This window comes from Paenibacillus antarcticus (genome assembly GCF_001637225.1).
Lineage (GTDB): Bacteria > Bacillota > Bacilli > Paenibacillales > Paenibacillaceae > Paenibacillus_AQ > Paenibacillus_AQ antarcticus.
Genome location: NZ_LVJI01000015.1, coordinates 278,446 through 300,146 on the forward strand (window position 1 = coordinate 278,446; position 21,701 = coordinate 300,146).

A 21,701-nucleotide genomic window follows, 5' to 3' on the forward strand; every position below is an offset into this window, starting at 1 on the left:
CCGCACAGCTGGTGCTACGACTAATTTATTATCCACGTTATTTTCTCCTCCCAATTCGTAATCACAAAAATATAAAAACGTTTTTATTTTATGTGAAAAATCGCCTCCAGCATCAATATCATTAAAAGAACGGTATCATGTATAATCATCATTTAGAATAAATCTTCACATGACTCGAACCTCGCACAACAAGTTCACTCGTCAATTTATGAACAGTACCTTGTTCTTTCTTTTGAATCAAGCGAACCAAGTGATTAATCGCTTGAATACCCTGTTTAGCGATTTGATTTCTCACAGTAGTTAGTGGTGGTGTATAATACTGGGCGATATCTATATCATCAAACCCCATAACGCTAATATCGAGTGGTACTTCATAACCATGTGTTTTTAAAGCCTGAATACATCCAATTGCACTCAAATCATTTCCTGCTAAGAAAGCATCAGGTACTTTGTCAGGATGTAAGTGTAGAAAGGATTTCACAGCATTATAGGTACTCTCTTCCTCAAAATAACCTTGTATAATATAATCTTCATTTATCGGAAGCTGATAATGACGCAGTGCTGCTAGGTATCCTTCTTTGCGCTCCACACTATCAAACATCGTATCTACACCAGATATATAGACGATTTTCTTGTGTCCCAAACTTATTAAATACTTGGTTGCTTCGTAACTAGCCACATAGGAATCAAATATCACACTCCCCATGGTTTCATTCTGAAGGACCCTATCTAGGAAAACGGCCTTAATCTTCTCCTGTTGCATGGCACTAATGTCTTCTTCATCTATTCTCAGCTCTTCGTATATAATTGCGCCATCTACACGCCGACCTAGAATATTACTCATAATGACCTGTCTATCTTTCGTAATAAATACATTCAGTCCATAACCTAATCGATCACACTCACGTGACATGGATTCAACTAGCTTATAAAAATATGGACCCGATACACTGGTTGTGAAAAAACCTAGCATTTTGGTTTTACCGGACCTTAACTGCTTGCCGTTTAAATTTGGAACGTAATTTAATTGTTTTGCAACCTTCAGAACATGTGATTTTGTCACTGGGCTCAATACATCCACGTCATTTAATGCGTTAGAGACCGTAGAAATGGAGACACCTGCTGCTCTAGCCACATCTTTAATTGTTATTTTTGTCATATTTAGTAGTCCTTTGCTAATGAATACGTTTTCATAAATTAAAAATAACATAAAAACGTTTTTAATACAATGCCTTTTCAATTTATGTTTTATATATCCTTCTTAAAAGAAACATCAGATTAATTATTAAATACATCACGTAATGACTTATCAAATCATAAAGTATGGGTAACTACCTATTTCGAAGGAGAAGATTTCATGAACCAACATACGTATGTCACCCTCCCCAATTATATAAGTCGATCAGAACATACAGTCAACAAAGAACTGATTATCGATCATGCAAGTGCGGATGTAACTGGTGATCGTATCCCTGATCAAGTATGGCTAACAGGGTATAAACAAGATAATGATAGTCCTTATATTACTGGGATATCCCTCGCCATCAAAGATGGTGCCACCTCCAACTTTTATCGCATTAAGCTACACGAGAACTCCGGGTATAATCCACGTCTGTTTCTAGGAGACTTTACAGGGGACGGGACTGCAGATATATTAGTAACGATCGACAGTGGAGGATCAGGAGCCACTACGTTTGATTATTTGTATAGCTTTGTTCAAGGAAAACCACAACTCCTGTTCAGTTCCGACGTATATAATGACTATTGGAAGTATAACGTATCCTATTTAGATGGCTATCGACTGCAATTAACCAACAGCAATACTGAACAAGTATATACGCTAGACATCACTTCTCGTGGTAAAGCCTATTTGGATGAGATCTATAACCCTGATGGGACGTTGAAGGCGCCTATTGAGGGGTGGGTAGACCCACTCAGCGGCCTATATCCAGTTGATTTCGACCAAGACGGGGTTTATGAGTTAATGGCATTTCAAGGCGTAAGCGGACTGTATCATGCGGACAGATTTGGATATGTTCAGAATGTTCTGAAATGGCAGAACAATGGATGGTCGCTAATGAATCAATGGTTTGCAGTCTACGGCGCTCCCATTCAACCCTCGTAAGAAATCATAAACTCATCCAATAATAAGAAATGAGGAACCTTAATTCCAAGGTTCCTCATTTTCTCTTTGTTTTAATAGTCTATTGTTACGGGCAAGCCCATTTTATCTATAATGATCTGACTTTCCTTATTCAGACCCACGATTTTGACTTTCTTACCTAACTGCTCATATTTAGCAATTACTTTCAATATCCCTGCTACAGCTGATTGATCCCATATCTGTGAATTACTGAAATCAATCTTAATGTTATCAGGATCACTAACATAGTTAAATAAACCGATAAAGTGAGTCGTCGTTCCAAAGAACATCTGTCCTCTTACCTTATATTCTTTATGCCCATCTTGTCCGATCCATTCTTCCGACCTGATCTTTCCCATCTTCCAAGCGAAGAATAGAGCACTCAACAACACGCCCGCTATAACACCATAAGAAAGATTATGTGTCCAGACCACAATAATTACCGTTATGATCATAACCAAAGCGTCCGTACGGGGAATCTGATTTAGCTCTCTTATTGAATCCCAATTAAAAGTACCTATACAAACCATGATCATCACTCCAACAAGTGCAGCCATTGGAATCTTTGTAACGATAGGTCCCAGAACAATGATAAGAAATAATAAGAATACACCCGATACTAATGTTGATAAGCGTTTTCTACCACCTGATCTAACGTTAATGACAGATTGTCCTATCATAGCACACCCCGCCATCCCTCCGAAGAATCCATTTACAACATTAGCAATACCCTGCCCTCTAACTTCTTTATTCTTATCGCTCCCCGTATTGGTCATCTCATCTAAAACTGTTGCGGTTAATAGCGATTCAAGTATCCCTACAACGGCTAATGAGAAGGAATACGGCAAGATGATAAGTAAAGTATCGATTGAGAATAACACTTGTGGAATGTGTAGAAATGGCAATGTACTCGTAATGGCCCCCATATCCCCTACTGTATTAATGTTCAGCCCCATCGTAATGGAAATTATGGAAACCACGATAATAGCAACTAGCGCTGAAGGGATAGCATTTGTGAATAGAGGGAGAACATAAATAATAGCAAGTGTCAGAGCTACCATTGCATACATCACCCATGACTGACCTTTGAATTGTGTCCATTGAGCTATAAACACAAGAATCGCTAACGCATTCACGAAACCATTCATGACTGAATGCGGTATGAAGCTAATCAATTGTCCTATTTTTAATATGCCCATGACATATTGTATGATGCCTGTAAGTATCGTTGCAGCAAACAAATACTCTATTCCATGCTCTTTGACCAACGTCACCATGAGTAGAGCCATTGCACCCGTAGCTGCCGAGATCATAGCAGGTCTTCCACCCACAATCGAAATAATAACAGCCATACAGAACGAAGCATACAGACCTACCATGGGACTCACACCTGCAATAATTGAGAACGCAATTGATTCCGGAATCAGCGCCAAAGCAACCGTCATTCCCGATAATATATCGCGTCGAGTATTACCAAGCCAAGTAGATCTATTCAATTGTAAACTTTCCAAATTTGTGTCCTCCCAGATCTATGTTAAAAGTATAACTTCCATTATATTTAACTTTTGTTCATATTTAGACAAATAAAAAAACCCTTGATGCACAAGGGTTTTTTTGAAGTGGGCCCTGAGGGACTCGAACCCCCGACCAATCGGTTATGAGCCGACCGCTCTAACCAACTGAGCTAAGGGCCCTAAATAATTATGTAAACCACATTTGAATAATGGCAGTTTAATTGGTTGCGGGGGCAGGATTTGAACCTGCGGCCTTCGGGTTATGAGCCCGACGAGCTACCGGGCTGCTCCACCCCGCGTCAGTAAAATATTTTTTTAACAGCGACAAGATATAATATACAACACTTACTGCCCTCACGTCAAGCTTTTTTATTCAAGGAATAAATCGGACGCCATATCGCCCTTTACGAGAACGGAAAATTTCTACTGAATGAGGTTCTTTATAACCATAAATCCATCCATCCTGCTCTAGTCTTTTCGCAAGACTGCCCGCTTGAAATTCACTTCTATAAAGTTTGCCAAAGTACACCCACTTCATTGCACTTCCCTCTCTTCCATGAGCTATAAATGATGACGAAGGTATTATTACCTACTTCATCTGGAAGCATACACCTTCTAGTATAATGAACACATACGACGAACAAAAAGAACTTGCCACCTCATATGAGGAGAACAAGTTCTACTGCCATAATTGTAATGAATAATAATATTTATACTCCGAAGGCTGAAGGATCTTCTCTCCATGCCTTCAAAGACGCCATATCACTTGATTCAATCTTCCCCTGTTCAAGAGCCACTTCCATCAATGTACCATAGTTAGATAAGCTCTGAAGCGGAATACCAGCCTCTGCAAATGCATTGACTGCCTTGTCCAACTGATAACTAAATATTGCAAGAACAGCTAGAGGCTGTCCCCCTGCTTCCTTAACAGCTAATGCAGCCTTCAGTGAACTTCCTCCAGTAGAGATCAAATCCTCAATGACAACGACTTTCTGACCAGGCTTAATCAGACCTTCGATCTGATTCTGTTTACCATGCCCCTTAGCCTTGTCACGAATGTATGCCATAGGTAAATTTAACTTCTGTGCTACCCAAGCAGCATGTGGGATACCTGCTGTTGCTGTACCAGCTATAACTTCAGCATCTGGATAAGTCTCACGAATAACAGCTGCAAACGACTCAGCGATATATTCACGAACTTCTGGATATGACATCGTTAAGCGATTGTCACAGTAAATAGGTGACTTTATACCTGATGTCCAGGTAAAAGGTTGTTTCGGACTTAAAGCTACCGCTTCAATTTGAAGCAAATAACTTGCAATGGCTCCTGGAATTTCTGTCAATTTACTCAACGTTCATCATCTCCTCAATTATCTGTTCTGCTATTTCTCTTGGGTTGCTAGCCGCAGTAATCGGACGTCCTACAACAATATAGTGACTCCCCTGTTGAATAGCTTCTCCTGGTGTCAATACTCTAGATTGATCTCCGATCTGACTGCCCGTTGGACGAATTCCTGGTGTTACCGTTATAAAGTCTCTACCGCATGCCGCACCAATCGAAGGTACCTCTTGTGCAGAGGCTACAACACCATCAAGACCAGCTGAAGCAGCTAACTTCGCATATCTGACTACCGCGTCTTCAATGTTACCTTGTACACCAATCTGCTCATTTAAAACAGACTGACTTGTACTTGTTAACTGTGTAACAGCAATGATAATAGGTTTTGATAATGATGTATCGCTAGCTAATGCATTATTCATACCTTCATAAGCTGCCTGCATCATTTGTGTACCACCTGCAGCATGAACATTAAACATATCCACGCCCAGACGAGTGATACTCTCTGCACCACCCTTAACGGTATTGGGAATATCATGCATTTTCAAATCTAGGAATACCGAGTAACCCTTAGCCTTTAAATCCCGCACAAAGTCCGGGCCTGCAGCATAAAAGAGCTGCATCCCGACCTTCAAATAACAAGGTATTCCTTGCAATTGTTCCACTAAGTCGGATGCCTGAGTAGCATCTGGATAATCCAGCGCTACGATCAGACGACCTGCCATGTTCTTATATTCTATATTCATATTCCCTAGCCCCCTAATTACTCCATAAATGCCGGCATCGCTTGGGATGAGAAATTAATGGTATCTAACATGATGAGTAATGCTCTTACCGTATCGAGAGACGTCATACATACGATACCGTTCTCTACAGCTTCACGGCGAATTCTGAATCCATCACGTTGTGGCATTTTACCCTTGGTGAGCGTGTTAAATACAAACTGTGCTTCTCCATTACGGATCAGATCAAGGATATTTGGTGTTCCTTCACTCAGCTTTGAAACGGTTGTTACATCAAGACCCGCTTCATTCAGAGCTTCTGCCGTTCCACCTGTTGCATATATTTTATAGCCTAATCTCTTAAATCCAGTTAGAAGCTCTACCGCTTCGGCCTTATCTTTATCAGCGACTGTTGCAATGATTGCACCCGTTGAAGGTATTTTCATACCCGCTCCGATCAATCCTTTGAATAGTGCCTTAGCATATTGAAGATCACGGCCCATAACTTCACCTGTTGATTTCATCTCAGGTCCAAGCGTCGTATCTACACTACGTAGTTTAGCAAAGGAGAATACCGGTACTTTAACCGATACATACTTGCTTTCAGGCCATAGACCCTCTTGATAACCAAGATCTTTCAGTTTCTTACCTAGAATCGCTTGCATCGCTAGGTTTGCCATCGGGATCGTCGTTACTTTACTCAAGAAAGGTACTGTGCGTGATGAACGTGGGTTAACTTCAATGACATAGACTTCGTCTTTGTAGATAACAAACTGAATATTCACTAGACCGATTGTCTTAAGCTCTTTGGCTACCTTAATGGTGATGTTAACAATTTTCTCTTTAAGATGATCTGCTAGATGTTGCGGAGGATACACTGCGATCGAATCCCCTGAGTGAACACCAGCGCGTTCAATATGTTCCATGATACCCGGGATGATGACTGTCTCCCCGTCACAGATAGCATCGACTTCCACTTCTTTACCAAGCATATAGCTATCAATCAGTACTGGATGTTCTGGATTAATCTCCACAGCATATTTCATATAGTTAAGTAACTCTTCATCTGAATATACAATTTCCATTGCACGTCCACCCAAGACATAAGAAGGGCGTACCAATACCGGATAACCGATTTTTTGAGCCGTCTCAACCGCATCATCAACAGAAGTAACTGTTTTACCGTTTGGTTGCGGAATGTTAAGACGGGATAATAGCGCTTCGAACTTCTTACGATCTTCCGCTTCATCAATACTTGCTAGACTCGTACCCAAGATATTAACACCTTGTGCACTTAGAGGACCTGCTAGATTAATAGCCGTCTGGCCTCCGAATTGAACGATAACACCAATTGGTTTCTCCTGTTCAATAACATTCATAACATCTTCGAAGAATAGAGGTTCGAAGTACAAGCGATCTGAAATACTAAAGTCAGTGGATACTGTTTCTGGGTTGTTATTAATGATAACAGCCTCATAGCCAGCCTTCTGTATAGCCCATACCGCATGAACAGTTGAATAATCGAACTCAATACCCTGTCCAATTCGAATTGGACCTGATCCTAATACAAGAATCTTTTCCTTCGTGGTCTGAATAACTTCATTTTCTGTTTCGTAAGTCGAGTAATAGTATGGTGTCACAGCTTCAAATTCTGCTGCACATGTATCAACCATTTTGTATACCGGACGAAGATTATGATTCAATCTGAATTCACGCACTTCTGCCTCAGATGTATGAGTGTTTGTTAATACATTCTGTTTGCGAATTTCCGCAATGGATCTATCCGTAAACCCTAGTCTCTTCGCTTGATACAACATTTCATAAGAAAGTGTTTCTTCTTCTTGAATACGTGTCTCGAACTTAATGATACCTTCAAGTTTATCAAGGAACCACCAATCGACTTGAGTTAGATCTTGAATTTGTTGTAATGTGTACCCGCGACGGAAAGCCTCAGCAATCAAGAAGATACGCTCATCATCCGGTTTCACAAGACGCTCATTAAGAACCTCTTCACTTAATAGTTCTGCCCCTTTAAGTTCGAAACGGTGAACACCGATTTCTAGTGAACGGATCGCTTTATGCATGGATTCTTCAAAGGTACGACCGATAGCCATAACTTCTCCAGTTGCTTTCATTTGCGTTCCTAACTTACGGTTAGCATGTATGAATTTATCAAAAGGCCAGCGTGGAATTTTACTTACGATATAATCTAATGCTGGTTCGAAACAAGCATATGTTTGTCCTGTTACAGGATTCGTAATTTCATCTAGCGTGTAACCCATAGCGATCTTAGCTGCCATTTTAGCAATAGGATAACCTGTCGCTTTGGAAGCAAGTGCAGATGAACGACTTACACGAGGATTTACTTCAATAACATAATATTGATAACTTTGTGGGTCCAGTGCATACTGCACGTTACAGCCACCTTCAATATTCAATGCACGGATTATTTTGAGAGAAGCTGATCTAAGCATTTGATATTCACGATCTGACAACGTCTGGCTAGGTGCAACAACGATACTGTCACCTGTATGTACGCCTACAGGATCAAAGTTCTCCATGTTACACACAACGATACAGTTATCGTTTGCGTCACGCATAACTTCGTACTCAACTTCCTTGAGTCCAGCAATACTCTTCTCGATAAGACATTGACCAATCGGACTATAACGAATTCCGGATACAACAGTCTCACGAAGTTCCTCTTCTGTTGCACAGATTCCTCCACCTGTTCCCCCAAGTGTATAAGCCGGACGTACAATCAATGGATAACCAACCTCATTAGCGAACGCGAGCGCTCCTTCTAATGATGTCACAATATCGCTATCTGGCACGGGTTGATCAAGCTCACGCATTAAATCTCTAAATAGATCACGATCTTCCGCCTTCTCGATAGAATCAAGTTGTGTTCCAAGCAGCTTCACATTCTCCTGTTCAAGAATTCCTGCACGTGCAAGTTCCACAGCCATGTTCAGACCTGTCTGTCCACCTAGCGTTGGAAGTAGTCCATCTGGACGTTCCTGACGAATGATTTGTGTTACAAACTCCAAAGTGATTGGTTCAATGTATACTTTATCTGCGATATTCGTATCGGTCATGATCGTAGCAGGGTTACTATTGATTAGGATGACCTCAATACCTTCCTCTTTCAAAGCCTGGCATGCTTGTGTACCTGCATAGTCAAATTCAGCTGCTTGACCGATAACGATCGGACCGGATCCGATAACTAGTATTTTCTTTAATTCAGTATTTTTAGGCATTTTGTAGTGCTCCTTTCACAGCTGCGGCTAATTCGGCTTGACGCGGTTTAGCAGGGTGTTTGATTTTGTGATCCGCAATCATTTGTAGAAATTGATCGAATAAGTAGCTGCTATCCTGAGGTCCAGGTGCTGCTTCTGGATGGTATTGTACTGAGAATGCTGGGTAATTCTTATGTTTCAAACCTTCAACGGTTTTATCATTGTTGTTAATATGTGTTACTTCTAAATCAGTATTTCGGATAGAGTCCTCATTTACTGTGTAACCATGATTCTGAGATGTAATATAGCAACGATTGGTTGCTAACTCTTTCACTGGATGGTTTCCACCGCGGTGTCCGAATTTCAGTCTCTCTGAATCTGCACCACATGCTAAAGCGAACAGTTGATGTCCAAGGCAAATACCGAACATCGGATACTCCCCGAGCAATTCTGAGACCATAGATACTGCGTGTGGAACATCTTTCGGGTCCCCAGGGCCATTGGACAACAGAATGCCATCTGGACGTAAGTGACGGATTTGTTCAGCCGTTGTATCTTGTGGTACAACAACGACATCGCATCCACGATTAGAAAGTTCACGTAGAATTCCACTCTTCGCGCCGAAATCTACAAGTACGATCCGTTCCTTTGAACCAGGACTATTATACGTATATTTCGTAGAAGTGCGAGCAACTTGATCTCTCATCATTTCGCTAACCACTAATCTTTCTTGCAACTCTTCTACAGATGCCGCTGAAGTCGTTAGAATCCCCTTCATCGTTCCATGGTGGCGAATAATGCGAGTTAACATACGTGTGTCGATCTCACTAATACCAACGATACCATGTTCTTTCAACAACTGATCAAGACTGTACTCGGCACGCCAGTTACTTGGAACTGGTTCATGACGACGAACAACAAACCCATGTATAAATGGAGCAACAGATTCGAAATCATCACGTGTAATTCCGTAGTTACCGATCAATGGTTGCGTCATCGTTACAATTTGTCCGCAGTAGGATGGATCAGACAATACCTCTTGATATCCTGTAATTCCTGTATTAAATACTACCTCACCTGTTGATTCCCCATCAGCACCAAATGCCAACCCTGTAAACAGGGTACCGTTCTCCAATAACAATCTTGCCTGCATTCTCTTCCACTCCCTCTGTCATGTACTCTTGATCTATATTTGTTTAATCTATAATGAAGTAATCAATTATTACTCGGTATAGCGTACCTGCTTCTTATTCTGACCAAACAACGTTTCCGTCCACCCAAGTCTTAACTGGCCATCCTTTTAGCTTCCATCCTGTAAAAGGAGTATTCCGTCCTTTGGTTAGGAACTCCTCTGGATTGACTGCTTTCTCAGTGTCCAAATCAATCATTGTAAGATCAGCCGGACTTCCCACTTCAAGGTTCCCTGTATTTAGACCGAATACCTTAGCAGGATCAGCAGTCATACGCTGTACGAGCATGGATAAGTCCCACAAGCCTGTCTCTACGAATTTAGTATAGAGTAGTGGAAATGCCGTCTCGAATCCAACAATCCCAAACGGAGCAAGCTCCATTCCTTTGGCTTTCTCTTCAACGCTATGTGGAGCATGATCAGTAACAATCATATCAAGCGTCCCATCCAGTAACCCTTCGATACAAGCTTCCACATCACGTTTCGAACGAAGTGGAGGGTTCATTTTCCAATTCGCATCAAGACCAGGAATATCTTGTTCTGAGAGCACTAGGTGATGTGGACATACTTCTGCAGTCACACGAATACCGATTTCCTTCGCTTGACGAATCAACCGAACGGATTGTTCTGTACTCACATGGCATACATGATAATGCACACCTGTTGCTTCAGCTAGCAGAATATCGCGGCCGACATGAATCGCTTCTGATTCATTAGGAATACCTTTTAAGCCATGTTTTGTAGCGAATTCACCTTCTGCAACACATGCTCCAACGACGAGTGAATTATCTTCACAGTGTGCAATAACTGGCATCTGAAGTTCTGCTGCAATCTTCATAGCATCCTTCATCATTTGTGCATTCTGCACACCTACTCCATCGTCTGTGAAACCAATAGCTCCCGCTTCTTTCAAAGCTGCGAAATCTGTCAGTTCACGTCCAAGCTCATTCTTGGTAATCGCTGCATAAGGTAGAACCTTGACGAGCCCTGCTTCACTTGCCTTCTCAAGAATTAGCTTAATGACATCAGGATTGTCGGTAATCGGTCTTGTATTTGGCATACATGCAATCGTTGTGAATCCACCTTTTGCAGCCGAACGACTTCCACTTTCGATTGTTTCTTTATGCTCATAACCTGGTTCACGCAAATGCACATGCATATCTATAAAACCTGGAGTAACTAATTTACCAGCTGCATCGACAATTTCTGAGGCCTCTTGTTGAATATCTGCAAGATCCATTTGACCATCTACTAGTGATTTGATAATGCCGTTCTCAAGTAGAATATGTTTCTTCTCTAAGTTCCCCTGCTTATCAAGTACACTCGCATTTGCAATAATCGTTAACATGATAACCTCCGTTTGTTGATTGAGCACGTTGGCTTCAATCTATTGTATAATAATAATTCACTTTTGTGTATATTTATTAATAAATGTGTTTATGTCTATTTATATTAGTTCTTACCTTCTTAATGCTCGTTCCATGACTGCCATTCTAATAGGCACACCATTACTCATTTGTGGGAAGATAAATGACTGAGCACTTTCTACAACAACATCATCAATCTCTACATTCCTATTAACCGGTGCCGGATGCATAATCATTGTATTCTTGGATAACTTGGACGCCCTTGCCTCTGTCAAACCATACTGTTCTCTGTATTCATTTCCTGATTTCAGTATCCCAGTTGCATGACGTTCCAACTGAACACGCAACATCATAACGACATCAGACTGTACTGCCTCATCCATGGATACATATGGAGCATATTGTTCAAGTTCAGGAGCTGCCATACTTTCAGGTGCACAGAAGCTGACCTGAGCTCCAAATTTCTGCAATGCCCACAAGTTCGAACGCGCAACACGACTATGTCGAATATCTCCGATAATAGATACCTTCAGACCTTTTAATTCTCCAAAATTCTTCCGCATGGTGTATAAATCTAGTAATGCTTGTGTAGGGTGCTCATTATTACCATCACCAGCATTAATCAAAGGAACCTTGATTGTCTCAGCCAAATTCTGTAGTACTCCATCAGGTTTCATCCGAATGACTCCTGCATCAATGCCCATGGATTCAAGCGTTCTTACCGTATCGTAGATGGACTCGCCCTTCTCCACACTAGAAGCTGCTGCTGCAAAATTCAGCACCTCAGCTCCCAGTCGTTTCTCAGCCATTTCAAATGAGAATCTTGTTCTGGTACTATTCTCAAAAAACATATTAGCTACAAACTGCGAACTTAGAATTGGGATAACTTTCTCAGACTGCGATTCCCAGTAGGCCGCTCTGTCTAGAATCGACTCAATTTCATTTCGACTTATGTCTTTTAAGCCAAGTAGGCTACGATCCTTCAAGTTAATTGCTGTCGTCATGAATTTCTCTCCTCCCTGTATTGCAAGATGGTGACTTCATCTTTACCATCTAACTCCATTAGCGCTACTTCAATTTGTTCCTGATTAGAAGTAGGTACATTCTTTCCTATATAATCCGGTCGTATAGGCAACTCTCGATGTCCGCGATCTGCTAGAACCGCTAGCTGAATCATACGTGGTCGTCCGCAATCCATCAGGGCATCCATTGCTGCACGAATTGTTCGCCCCGTAAAAAGAACATCATCGAACAATATAATTTTTTTATCATGTATACTTACATTTCCCAAGCTGTTTTTCAATTGGTTCACAGCAAGATCTCCGTCTTCAAAAATAAGGGTTCGTTCTTCTAATCGGTCATCACGATAGGCAGTTACATCCAGCTCACCACATACGATAGGCGTACCTTCAATTTCCTGAATTCTTTCAGCAATTCTCTGAGCCAAGTAAACACCCCGCCTCCGAATTCCGATAAGAATGCAATCTTCTATGCCTTTATTTCTTTCTAGAATTTCATGTGCAATTCTGTTTAAGGCCCTACGTATAGCTGTCTCATCCATAATAACGTGCACTTCTTTAATCATTATTCATTGCTCCTCTTTAAGGAATTTCTTCATAATATCCCGCGACTTAACAAAAAAAACTCCTTGCCCATAGGCAAGGAGTTCACTAGTCATTCATTCGACAATTCGATGAATGAGAGGCGCCACATCACAACTCGTACCAAAACATACGAGTGTCATGCAGTGAACCTCGGTTCACGTAACCTTGCCAGTCTCACGGGACTGAATTAAAGGTGCTATTCTTCTACAAGAATTATGACATAAAGCGATTCATGATGTCAACTATGCACAAGATGGAAAAAGGTACCTGCCCTAGGCAGATACCTTTTTATTAAAATTCAAATTCCACATCACTTAAGCGGCGTTTAATTTCACTAATAACAAGCTTCTCTTGTTCTTCACCATTTGCAATGAACGTTACTGAGAAACGAACGAAATGCCCTGCATCATCCCATGGTACAGTAGAAATTAGCTTCTCACGAATAAGAAATTGAGAGAAATCTTCTCCTGATGCAAATCGTTGTCCTCCCTTAACCCCTTTTGGAGCTTCTACATAAAGAAAGAAGGAGCCTTTAGGTTTCTCAGCCGTAAAACCTAGTTCATTCAGAACGTCTACCAATAAGTTATGACGACGGGAATATTTAAGAGCAATATCTTCCGTGATTTCTGGATGAGACAAAGCGTATACAGCAGCTTTTTGAATAGCAATAAACTGACCTGAATCATTGTTGTCTTTCACATCACTGAATGCTTTCACAATCAATGGGTTTCCAGCAACAAATCCAATACGCCATCCTGTCATGTTATATGATTTAGAAAGCGAGTGTAGCTCTACACCTACATCCTTAGCACCCGGAATAGACAAGAAACTAAGTGGTTTCATACCATCATAAGTTAAAGCCGCATAAGGTGCATCATGAATAACAACGACATCGAATTTCTTAGCCCACGCTACCACTTCAGTAAAGAATTCTACAGTTGCACTAGCACCTGTTGGGTTATTCGGATAATTCAGATACAATAACTTCGCACGACGGGCAATATCTTCAGGAATTTCGTTTAAATTCGGTAAGAACTGATTCTCTTTTTTCAACTCGATGGTGAAAACTTCCCCACCCAAATACTTGGTATGCGTTCCAAGCACAGGATATCCTGGTACTGTCATAATCGTGATATCGCCAGGATTGATGAAGCAAGATGGCAACATCGCAAGTGCTGGCTTTGAACCAATAGAATGGACAACTTCATTTACTGGATCTATTCCATCCACACGGAATACTTCTTTCAAATATTTCGCTGCAGCTTCCTTGAATACAGCTATACCATTATCAGCATACCCTCTGTTCTCTGGTTTAGCCGCTTCTTCAGCTAGCTTGGCCACGATTCCAGCGTCCGCCATTTCGTCTGGTTCTCCAACGCCCATGTCAATTAGCTCAATCTCTGGGAAATCTTTCTGAGCAGCTGCCTTCGCGCGCTTAATTTTCTCAAATTTATATATAGCTGTGTCTTTACCGTAATTTGCTCCACCGATTCTGTCTGCAAAATTAGATTGAATATACGTTTCTTGATATTGTTCTATGCTCATTTATTTCATCTCCTATGTAGGTAATCTCTCTCCTAAATATGAAGAAATCCATGGCTTTATGCCATGGACTAATGTTCTTATCATTTGTACTTTTAGCGACTGCGTAGACCTATAAGTAGTTCTTCCAGTTCTTCTGGTATACACGCTTTGAACTCCATATACTCGCCTCTCGTTGGATGTATGAAGCCTAATACGGCCGCATGAAGCGCCTGACCTTTTAATTTAAGTCCCTTATTACGTCCATAGATAGGATCACCAACCAATGGATGGCCTATAAACTTCATATGCACTCGAATCTGATGTGTCCGCCCTGTCTCAAGTTGAAGTTCTAGCAGTGTATAATCCCGTAGACGTTCTTGCACGGTAAAATGAGTTACAGCATGCTTACTGTTCTTTTCCTTAACCGTGTACATTTTACGATCAGCCGTATCTCGCCCAATAGGTGCATCCACCGTTCCTTGATCGTGACTAACACTACCATGCACAAGTGCAATATAACGCCGAGTCACGGAGTGCTCCTTCAACTGCGCTGCAAGAGAAGCATGCGCCTTATCATTCTTCGCAGCCATAATGAGGCCAGAGGTGTCTTTATCGATGCGATGCACAATACCAGGACGTAACTCACCGTTAATACCAGATAGATCTTTACAATGGTACATCAAAGCATTAACTAACGTTCCTGAAGAATGGCCTGGTGCTGGATGTACCACCATCCCTCTTGGCTTATTCACAACAATAAGATCTTGATCTTCATATACAACCTCAAGAGGAATATTATCTGCCACAATTTCAACCGACACAAGTTCAGGAACAATAACCTCAACGCGGTCCCCAACAGAAAGTTTGTAATTGGATTTTACGTTACTTCCGTTCACCTTAACGTGTTCACCTGTAATCCATAGTTGAACCTGAGAACGCGAAATCTCTTCTGGCCACATTTCAGTTATATACTTATCAATTCGCTCTTTTGCAGAGCTCTCTTCAACGGTCCACTCACGTACCTCTAATTCTTCTGTCATATCTTCTCCGTGCGTCTCGATGTCATTCACGTTTCTTCATTTCCTTCCGTATTCGGATTAACTGGATTTCTTTTCATATCAAGCAATGAGTCCAAAATAATAAGTCCAACACCAATAACAATGCACGAATCCGCAACATTAAATATTGGGAATTCATAACTTCCGAAATTAAATTGTAGGAAATCCACCACTTCACCGGTCAAGATACGATCAATGAAATTCCCAATTGCCCCACCAAGTACTAAGCTAAGTGCAAGAGGTAATAATTTGTTATTCGTTTTCATCACTTTTTGTAAGTACCAAATGATTCCGATAACCACAATAGTCGTAACGATAATAAAAAACCATCTTTGATTCTCAAGAATCCCAAAGGCTGCACCGCGATTCCGATGTGAGGTTATCAGAAAAAAATTGCCAATCACCGGTATTTGTTCAGTCAATACCATCCGGCTGGCAATCAAATATTTAGTTCCTTGATCCACCAAAAAAGCAACGAACGCAATTATGTAGTATATCACAGTAACATGTCACTCCAATCTTATGATTTCCATTGACTCACTTTATCATTATCGAATGGTAAGTGAATGGTAATAACTACGTATTATAGACTCGTCCATTGTAGCACAGGCTGTCCAAAATCGTCCATAAAGGGCCAAAGCCGAGAACATTTCCCTTATGTAAAACCATGCAAATACGCACACTATATAGCAAGAGAGTAAAATGTGATTCTCCCTTAGCACTAGAAAGGAGCCTCAAAATGACACAATCACTATCATCATCACAAATTAATCATCTACGTCGTCAGTTGGAGCTTGAACGCGAAGACATTACACACCGTACCAAAGAAAACGATCATCATGGTCTTGAAGAGTCTATGCGTGATTCAACAGGTGAACTGTCTAATATTGATAACCATCCGGCAGACGTTGCAACCGACCTTTATTACCGTGAGATGGATATCTCTCTTCTTGAACATGATGCCTTACAATTGGAAAGAGTTGAAACGTCACTTGCTCGGATTGCCAACGGGACTTATGGTCGGTGTAGCATTTGTGATCAAGCTATTTCTTATGAACGTCTAGAAGCCGTTCCTGCAACAGGTTTCTGTAAAGATCATTCTCCAAGACAGGTCGTTTCCAATGATCGTCCTGTAGAAGAAGAACTCCTCATGCCACCATTTGGTCGAACTAGCCTAGATGAACGTGATGATCAGAATGGATTCGATGGAGAAGATACTTGGCAAACCTTAGAACGATGGGGTACATCTAATTCCCCAGCTATGGCTGAAGGGAACAATATCGAAAGCTATAATGAAATGGCCATTGAGGCTGATGAAGAAATAGAAGGTTGCGTCGAACCTCTAGAAAGCTTTCTAGCTGCAGATATTGAAGGGAATCCCATAGGGATTATTCGCAATCGCCACTACCAGACATACATGGAAAAAGGAGAAGGCGTTAATTCACTTGAAGATGACCCCTTAATGTAATGGCGTCACATCAATAATCCAGCTCAAGTTGACGTTGCACGATACGCACAATATCTGCAATGTAATCTCCAATGATGGGTAAGTTCAATGCCCCAAGAACTTGTAAGAAATAAATGATGGTAGCCGCAAAAAAGGTGAAACCTATGGCAATTCCTACGCCGCGTGCAGTGCCCGATAGTATATTAAGCCAAATTAAGCGCCAAGGTCGATGTAACAATTGTGTGTATTCTTGAATTCGCGATTTCTCTAGTTGCTGTGCCATCTTGACTAACAGCGTATGATTATCTTCCGAGACGTCTTTTTGTATTCTTGAATCGTCGTTGTTACCTTGCGCCATATCTTCTACTCCTTTTGGAACTCACTCATGATAAGAAGAAACGAGCCCTAGCCTATTCCGGGATTAATTCATCCCGATTGTTCGGCTTAAGGCTCGTTTCTTCTTTAATTATTTCTATTATGTTCCAAAAAGCATTGTATTAATCTGCGATATGGATTCCTACTGGATTCCCCGCAATCTCTATTTGTTCCATCGGTTCTATTACCCCATACAATACTTCATTCACTAATACATTTTCACGTAGTACATGATCAAATGCTGTAATCGCAACTTTCAACTCATCTGAAACATCTAGTGTTAAGATCACTCGTTTCTCAATCGGAAGATCAAGCTTTTTACGATAATCTTGAACTGCACGGATAACCTCACGAACCCAGCCTTCCTGTTCCAACTCAGGCGTAATTTCGGTATTAAGTGCCACTGTAATGGTATAGCCCGAAGCAGAAGCGAACCCAGATTTAGCATGTTTATCGATCAACAATTCCTCTGGTGTAATCTGCAACTCTTCTCCCTCAGGTGACACGACATTAAGAATACCACTTTCCACAGCTTTACGTGTCTCTTCGGAAGTCATTTCTTTAAAGAAGTTCTGTAAGAAACCTACATTCTTACCGTATTTCTTTCCGCCAACCTTTAAATTAAGTTTCAATGTGAAGTTAACCAATCCACTATCATCGTTTTGTGTATGGATATTCTTGACGTTGATTTCTTCTTTGATAATATCCTCGTACCCAGGTAGATCGAAATTACGATCAATAGATACAATCAATTCAGACAACGGCTGACGTGTCTTAATACCCGTCTCATTACGAACGTTCCGTGCGAGTTCTACAACACGACGTGCAGTCTCCATATCTTGTTCAAGCGACTCATCAATAAGTGATTCATTTACTTGTGGATAATCATCTAGGTGAACACTTTCTCCACCACTTAAGTTTAGGTAAATATCTTCAGCCAGCATTGGAGTGAATGGTGCAATAAGCTTAGCCGTCGTGATTAAGACTTCAGTCAATGTACGGTATGCATCAAGCTTATCTTCTGTAAGGCCACTTCCCCAGAAACGATCGCGTGAACGACGGATATACCAGTTACTAAGTTCATCGATGAAATCTTCAATCGCTTTCGCAGCATTCAAGAAATCATTAACAGCTAATGCTTTATCAACCGTCTTAATTACGCTATTCAAGCGAGATACAATCCAACGATCAAGCTTGTGATTCGATGGTTGGAACGGATGTTCCGCCGGATTATATCCATCAATACTAGCGTAAAGAGTTAAGAATGCATGTGTGTTCACTAACGTATCAACCATCTTAGACTTCGCTTCTCCTACAATTCCTTTGGAGAAACGTTTGCTATTCCAAGGTGCACTATCTGACAATAACGCCCAACGGAAAGCATCTGTACCATACTCTTCAATGATATCCCACGGATCAATAACATTTCCCTTGGATTTAGACATCTTCTGCCCTTGTTCATCAAGAACGTGTCCTGTCGCCATAACTGCTTTATATGGAGCTTTCCCAGTCAACATAGTGGATACAGCTAATAAACTGTAGAACCAACCACGCGTCTGATCAATCCCTTCACAGATCATATCAGCAGGATACTGTGCTTCGAACGTTTCCTGATTCTCGAAAGGATAATGTTGTTGTGCAAATGGCATGGAACCACTATCAAACCATACATCGATCACTTCAGGTGTACGAGTCATGATATATTTACCGCATGAACTCTGAACTTTAACGTCATCTACATACGGTTTATGCAGTTCCAAGTTCTCAGGTACATCCCCAATCGCACGAGCTCTAAGTTCCGCAATACTGTGAGGTGCGAACTGTTCTCCCGTCTCTTCACATACCCAGATATTCAATGGCGTACCCCAATAGCGATCACGGCTAATGTTCCAATCCACTAGTTCCTCTAGGAACTTACCGAAACGACCTTCACGTACATGGCCAGGGAACCACTCAACTTCATTATTATTAGCAATCAATTGATCCTTGATAGCTGTTGTCTTAATAAACCAACTATCCATTGCGTAATAAAGTAACGGCGTATCACAACGCCAGCAGAATGGATAACTATGTTCATATTTAAGTTTACTGTATAACATACCGCTCTCTGAGAGCATCTTGATAATATCTACATCACAGTCTTTAACAAATCGTCCCGCTAAATCTGTGACTTCATCAACGTAACAACCCTGTAGGTTCACAACGTTCACATAAGTGATACCATTTTCTTTACATACTCTATAGTCATCTTCACCGTGAGCAGCAGCCATGTGCACAATACCTGTACCACTAGAATCCGTAACGTATTTCGCACCAACAATGATATTAGATTTCTCTAATTGGGTGTAATTAAACGGAGGGTCATAAGTCTTACCTACCAAATCAGAACCTTTCAAAGTGCCAATAACCTCATGCTCACCATTGATTACATCTTCCACTAATTTCTTAGCAACGATATATACGCCGTCTTCTTGCTTTACTCGTGCATATTCAATATCTGGATTCACAGCAAGCGCTACGTGTCCAGGCAATGTCCAAGGTGTTGTAGTCCATGCAAGAACATATTCACCGCTGTCATGCAACTTAAACTTAGCTGTAGCACTCAAATCTTTAACGTCCTTATAACCTTGTGCTACTTCATGAGAACTAAGCGTTGTTTGGCAATCCGGGCAATACGGACTCACCCGGTGACCACGATATAGAAGATCCTTATCATGTACCGTAGCTAGAATGTTCCACACACTCTCAATATATTTGTTATCTAATGTGATGTATGGATTATCGAGATCTGTCCAATAACCAATCGCTTCAGTAAGATCCCGCCACTGTTGTTCATAAACAAATACACTTTCTTTACACTTCTTGATAAAAGCTTCTACACCATACTCTTCGATCTCTTGCTTATGCGTGATTCCTAGCTGCTTCTGCACCCCTAGCTCTACAGGTAGACCATGTGTATCCCACCCAGCCTTACGTACGACATGATACCCTTTCATCGTCTGATAACGGCCGATGAAATCCTTGATTACGCGTCCAAGGACGTGACCGATATGCGGCTTGCCATTCGCAGTCGGTGGCCCCTCATAAAATACAAAATTCGGTTTATCTTCACGATTCACCATGGACTTACTGAACGTATTCTCATCTTTCCATTTCTTCAGAATACGCTGGTCTCTAGCGCGTGCTTTCTCTTTAACATCTACTCTATTCATCAATGATCATTCCTTTCAATATGTCAGGGCCGAGGAGCCATCCCCCCTAAGTCCCCCTTTGTAAGGGGGATCCCAAGGGCTAGCCCTCTGGACACCCAAAATTTCGTCGATTAACTTACAAAGTCTGTGATTAGTTCTTTTGGGAGCGTATCCTCGCTTATCGCCATATACTTACTTTGCCTTCGCAAATTAAATATATGGCCCGCTACCTGCTAGAGCTACTTCGTTTGTAGCATTCCCTCATACATCAGTCGATCTGCACCAACTCTAACTACTATCCCGTGGCGGAAGGATCCCGAAGACGTACCCGCAGGGGAGTCGAGGATCGGGACTTCCACCAACCCTCAATTATCTCAGACGCATCGTAGGCCCTCATTCTTCTCTTGACTGCACCAAGTCCAGCTACCTCGCCGTGGTGGAAGGACCCCGAAGACGTACCCGCAGGGAGTCGAGGATCGGGACTTCCACCAACCCTCAATTATCTCAGACGCATCGTAGGCCCTCATTTGATAGTGCATAACGAGGAGCGAAGCCGGCTAAGCACCCTTCGCATGAAAGGTGACCAAGATGATCCCGAAGGGGAGTCGAGGAAGAACCGCTCCGCCTATAGCATACCTTCTATCCGCACACTAACTCCCTCCACCAAACTTTCAGGAGTCCAGAGGGCAGGCCCTCTGGGGTCCCCCTTATCAAGGGGGATTTAGGGGGATCGGCACGCAAAAAAAGCCCCATCCCCAAAGGGACGAGACTTTAGCTCGCGTTACCACCCTAATTTCGCTTATAAATAAAACACTTCATAAGCGACATCTCAAGTCCATGCGGATATTAAAAGCATGGAGCCGATATAACGTTCGGCAGACCGGCTTAGCTTACACGCGTCAAGGACGTTTCAGCTTCACTTCTCCGGGAGGATCTTCCACTAAAGGTCTGTACGTTGGCTTTCAGCATTATACCAACTCTCTGAAGAA

17 protein-coding genes, 2 tRNA genes and 1 other annotated feature (1 of these 20 running past the window's edge) are annotated in these 21,701 nt (G+C 41.6%); of the genes, 2 read left to right on the top strand and 17 right to left on the bottom strand.

Going from position 1 to position 21,701, the window contains the following annotated elements; genetic code table 11:
* Positions 1–148 precede the first annotated feature (148 nt).
* Positions 149–1,159 (bottom strand): LacI family DNA-binding transcriptional regulator, encoded by a 1,011-nt coding sequence (locus PBAT_RS11370; RefSeq protein ID WP_068649651.1) that lies wholly within the window; start codon positions 1,157–1,159, stop codon positions 149–151.
* Between the two features lie 198 nt (positions 1,160–1,357).
* Between PBAT_RS11370 and PBAT_RS11375 the strand changes: the two genes are divergently transcribed.
* The gene (locus tag PBAT_RS11375; protein WP_246168275.1) at positions 1,358–2,125 is read left to right on the top strand and encodes a VCBS repeat-containing protein; all 768 of its coding nucleotides are present in this window, start codon (positions 1,358–1,360) and stop codon (positions 2,123–2,125) included.
* Between the two features lie 71 nt (positions 2,126–2,196).
* On the opposite strand, the gene PBAT_RS11380 is transcribed toward PBAT_RS11375, so the two are convergent.
* From PBAT_RS11380 to lspA, 14 genes are all read right to left on the bottom strand, one after another.
* Positions 2,197–3,654, bottom strand: a complete 1,458-nt coding sequence (locus PBAT_RS11380) for a SulP family inorganic anion transporter (RefSeq protein WP_068649571.1) — start codon at positions 3,652–3,654, stop codon at positions 2,197–2,199.
* A gap of 109 nt (positions 3,655–3,763) precedes the next feature.
* A tRNA-Ile gene (locus PBAT_RS11385) sits at positions 3,764–3,837 on the bottom strand.
* A gap of 42 nt (positions 3,838–3,879) precedes the next feature.
* A tRNA-Met gene (locus PBAT_RS11390) sits at positions 3,880–3,956 on the bottom strand.
* A gap of 74 nt (positions 3,957–4,030) precedes the next feature.
* On the bottom strand, positions 4,031–4,195 hold the full coding sequence (locus PBAT_RS25600) for a hypothetical protein (RefSeq protein ID WP_169810110.1): 165 nt from the start codon (positions 4,193–4,195) through the stop codon (positions 4,031–4,033).
* A 172-nt stretch (positions 4,196–4,367) separates the two neighbouring features.
* The gene (gene pyrE, locus PBAT_RS11395; protein WP_068649573.1) at positions 4,368–5,009 is read right to left on the bottom strand and encodes an orotate phosphoribosyltransferase; all 642 of its coding nucleotides are present in this window, start codon (positions 5,007–5,009) and stop codon (positions 4,368–4,370) included.
* Positions 5,002–5,742: an orotidine-5'-phosphate decarboxylase gene (gene pyrF / locus PBAT_RS11400; RefSeq protein WP_068649575.1), complete on the bottom strand. Its 741-nt coding sequence runs from the start codon at positions 5,740–5,742 to the stop codon at positions 5,002–5,004. The genes pyrE and pyrF overlap by 8 nt, the downstream gene beginning before the upstream one ends.
* Before the next feature lie 17 nt (positions 5,743–5,759).
* Entirely contained in the window at positions 5,760–8,978 is a 3,219-nt protein-coding gene (carB, locus tag PBAT_RS11405; protein WP_068649577.1) for a carbamoyl-phosphate synthase large subunit, read from the bottom strand.
* Positions 8,971–10,110, bottom strand: a complete 1,140-nt coding sequence (carA, locus tag PBAT_RS11410; RefSeq protein WP_068649579.1) for a glutamine-hydrolyzing carbamoyl-phosphate synthase small subunit — start codon at positions 10,108–10,110, stop codon at positions 8,971–8,973. Before carA ends, carB begins: the two co-directional genes overlap by 8 nt.
* Positions 10,111–10,204: 94 nt before the next feature.
* Positions 10,205–11,494: a dihydroorotase gene (locus PBAT_RS11415; RefSeq protein ID WP_188016965.1), complete on the bottom strand. Its 1,290-nt coding sequence runs from the start codon at positions 11,492–11,494 to the stop codon at positions 10,205–10,207.
* Between the two features lie 111 nt (positions 11,495–11,605).
* Positions 11,606–12,517, bottom strand: coding sequence for an aspartate carbamoyltransferase catalytic subunit (locus tag PBAT_RS11420; protein ID WP_068649581.1), 912 nt, complete (start codon positions 12,515–12,517; stop codon positions 11,606–11,608).
* The gene (pyrR, locus tag PBAT_RS11425; protein ID WP_068649586.1) at positions 12,514–13,098 is read right to left on the bottom strand and encodes a bifunctional pyr operon transcriptional regulator/uracil phosphoribosyltransferase PyrR; all 585 of its coding nucleotides are present in this window, start codon (positions 13,096–13,098) and stop codon (positions 12,514–12,516) included. The genes PBAT_RS11420 and pyrR overlap by 4 nt, the downstream gene beginning before the upstream one ends.
* A 310-nt stretch (positions 13,099–13,408) precedes the next feature.
* Positions 13,409–14,662: an LL-diaminopimelate aminotransferase gene (locus tag PBAT_RS11430; RefSeq protein ID WP_068649588.1), complete on the bottom strand. Its 1,254-nt coding sequence runs from the start codon at positions 14,660–14,662 to the stop codon at positions 13,409–13,411.
* Between the two features lie 92 nt (positions 14,663–14,754).
* On the bottom strand, positions 14,755–15,681 hold the full coding sequence (locus PBAT_RS11435) for an RluA family pseudouridine synthase (protein WP_068649658.1): 927 nt from the start codon (positions 15,679–15,681) through the stop codon (positions 14,755–14,757).
* A 26-nt stretch (positions 15,682–15,707) separates the two neighbouring features.
* Positions 15,708–16,199, bottom strand: a complete 492-nt coding sequence (lspA, locus tag PBAT_RS11440; protein ID WP_068599790.1) for a signal peptidase II — start codon at positions 16,197–16,199, stop codon at positions 15,708–15,710.
* Positions 16,200–16,438: 239 nt separating this feature from the next.
* On the opposite strand from lspA, the gene PBAT_RS11445 reads away from it, so the two are divergent.
* The gene (locus tag PBAT_RS11445; RefSeq protein ID WP_068649590.1) at positions 16,439–17,167 is read left to right on the top strand and encodes a TraR/DksA C4-type zinc finger protein; all 729 of its coding nucleotides are present in this window, start codon (positions 16,439–16,441) and stop codon (positions 17,165–17,167) included.
* A gap of 10 nt (positions 17,168–17,177) precedes the next feature.
* Here the strand turns inward: PBAT_RS11445 and PBAT_RS11450 are convergent, their stop codons facing one another.
* Together PBAT_RS11450 and ileS are read right to left on the bottom strand one after the other, a co-directional pair.
* Positions 17,178–17,504 carry a DUF5665 domain-containing protein gene (locus PBAT_RS11450; RefSeq protein ID WP_246168276.1) on the bottom strand — a complete coding sequence of 109 codons (327 nt, stop codon included), beginning with the start codon at positions 17,502–17,504 and terminating at the stop codon, positions 17,178–17,180.
* Between the two features lie 139 nt (positions 17,505–17,643).
* Positions 17,644–20,733 carry an isoleucine--tRNA ligase gene (ileS, locus tag PBAT_RS11455; protein WP_068649592.1) on the bottom strand — a complete coding sequence of 1,030 codons (3,090 nt, stop codon included), beginning with the start codon at positions 20,731–20,733 and terminating at the stop codon, positions 17,644–17,646.
* A gap of 735 nt (positions 20,734–21,468) precedes the next feature.
* Positions 21,469–21,701, bottom strand: a binding site (T-box leader); it runs 37 nt beyond the window's last position.

Coding starts and splice junctions, on each gene's coding strand:
- PBAT_RS11445 (WP_068649590.1), top strand. CDS start 16,439: ATGACACAATCACTATCATCATCACAAATTAATCATCTACGTCGTCAG.
- PBAT_RS25600 (WP_169810110.1), bottom strand. CDS start 4,195: ATGAAGTGGGTGTACTTTGGCAAACTTTATAGAAGTGAATTTCAAGCG.
- carB (WP_068649577.1), bottom strand. CDS start 8,978: ATGCCTAAAAATACTGAATTAAAGAAAATACTAGTTATCGGATCCGGT.
- PBAT_RS11420 (WP_068649581.1), bottom strand. CDS start 12,517: ATGACGACAGCAATTAACTTGAAGGATCGTAGCCTACTTGGCTTAAAA.
- ileS (WP_068649592.1), bottom strand. CDS start 20,733: ATGAATAGAGTAGATGTTAAAGAGAAAGCACGCGCTAGAGACCAGCGT.
- pyrF (WP_068649575.1), bottom strand. CDS start 5,742: ATGAATATAGAATATAAGAACATGGCAGGTCGTCTGATCGTAGCGCTG.
- pyrR (WP_068649586.1), bottom strand. CDS start 13,098: ATGATTAAAGAAGTGCACGTTATTATGGATGAGACAGCTATACGTAGG.
- PBAT_RS11430 (WP_068649588.1), bottom strand. CDS start 14,662: ATGAGCATAGAACAATATCAAGAAACGTATATTCAATCTAATTTTGCA.
- PBAT_RS11450 (WP_246168276.1), bottom strand. CDS start 17,504: ATGGCGCAAGGTAACAACGACGATTCAAGAATACAAAAAGACGTCTCG.
- PBAT_RS11415 (WP_188016965.1), bottom strand. CDS start 11,494: ATGTTAACGATTATTGCAAATGCGAGTGTACTTGATAAGCAGGGGAAC.
- PBAT_RS11435 (WP_068649658.1), bottom strand. CDS start 15,681: ATGACAGAAGAATTAGAGGTACGTGAGTGGACCGTTGAAGAGAGCTCT.
- PBAT_RS11370 (WP_068649651.1), bottom strand. CDS start 1,159: ATGACAAAAATAACAATTAAAGATGTGGCTAGAGCAGCAGGTGTCTCC.
- PBAT_RS11375 (WP_246168275.1), top strand. CDS start 1,358: ATGAACCAACATACGTATGTCACCCTCCCCAATTATATAAGTCGATCA.
- carA (WP_068649579.1), bottom strand. CDS start 10,110: ATGCAGGCAAGATTGTTATTGGAGAACGGTACCCTGTTTACAGGGTTG.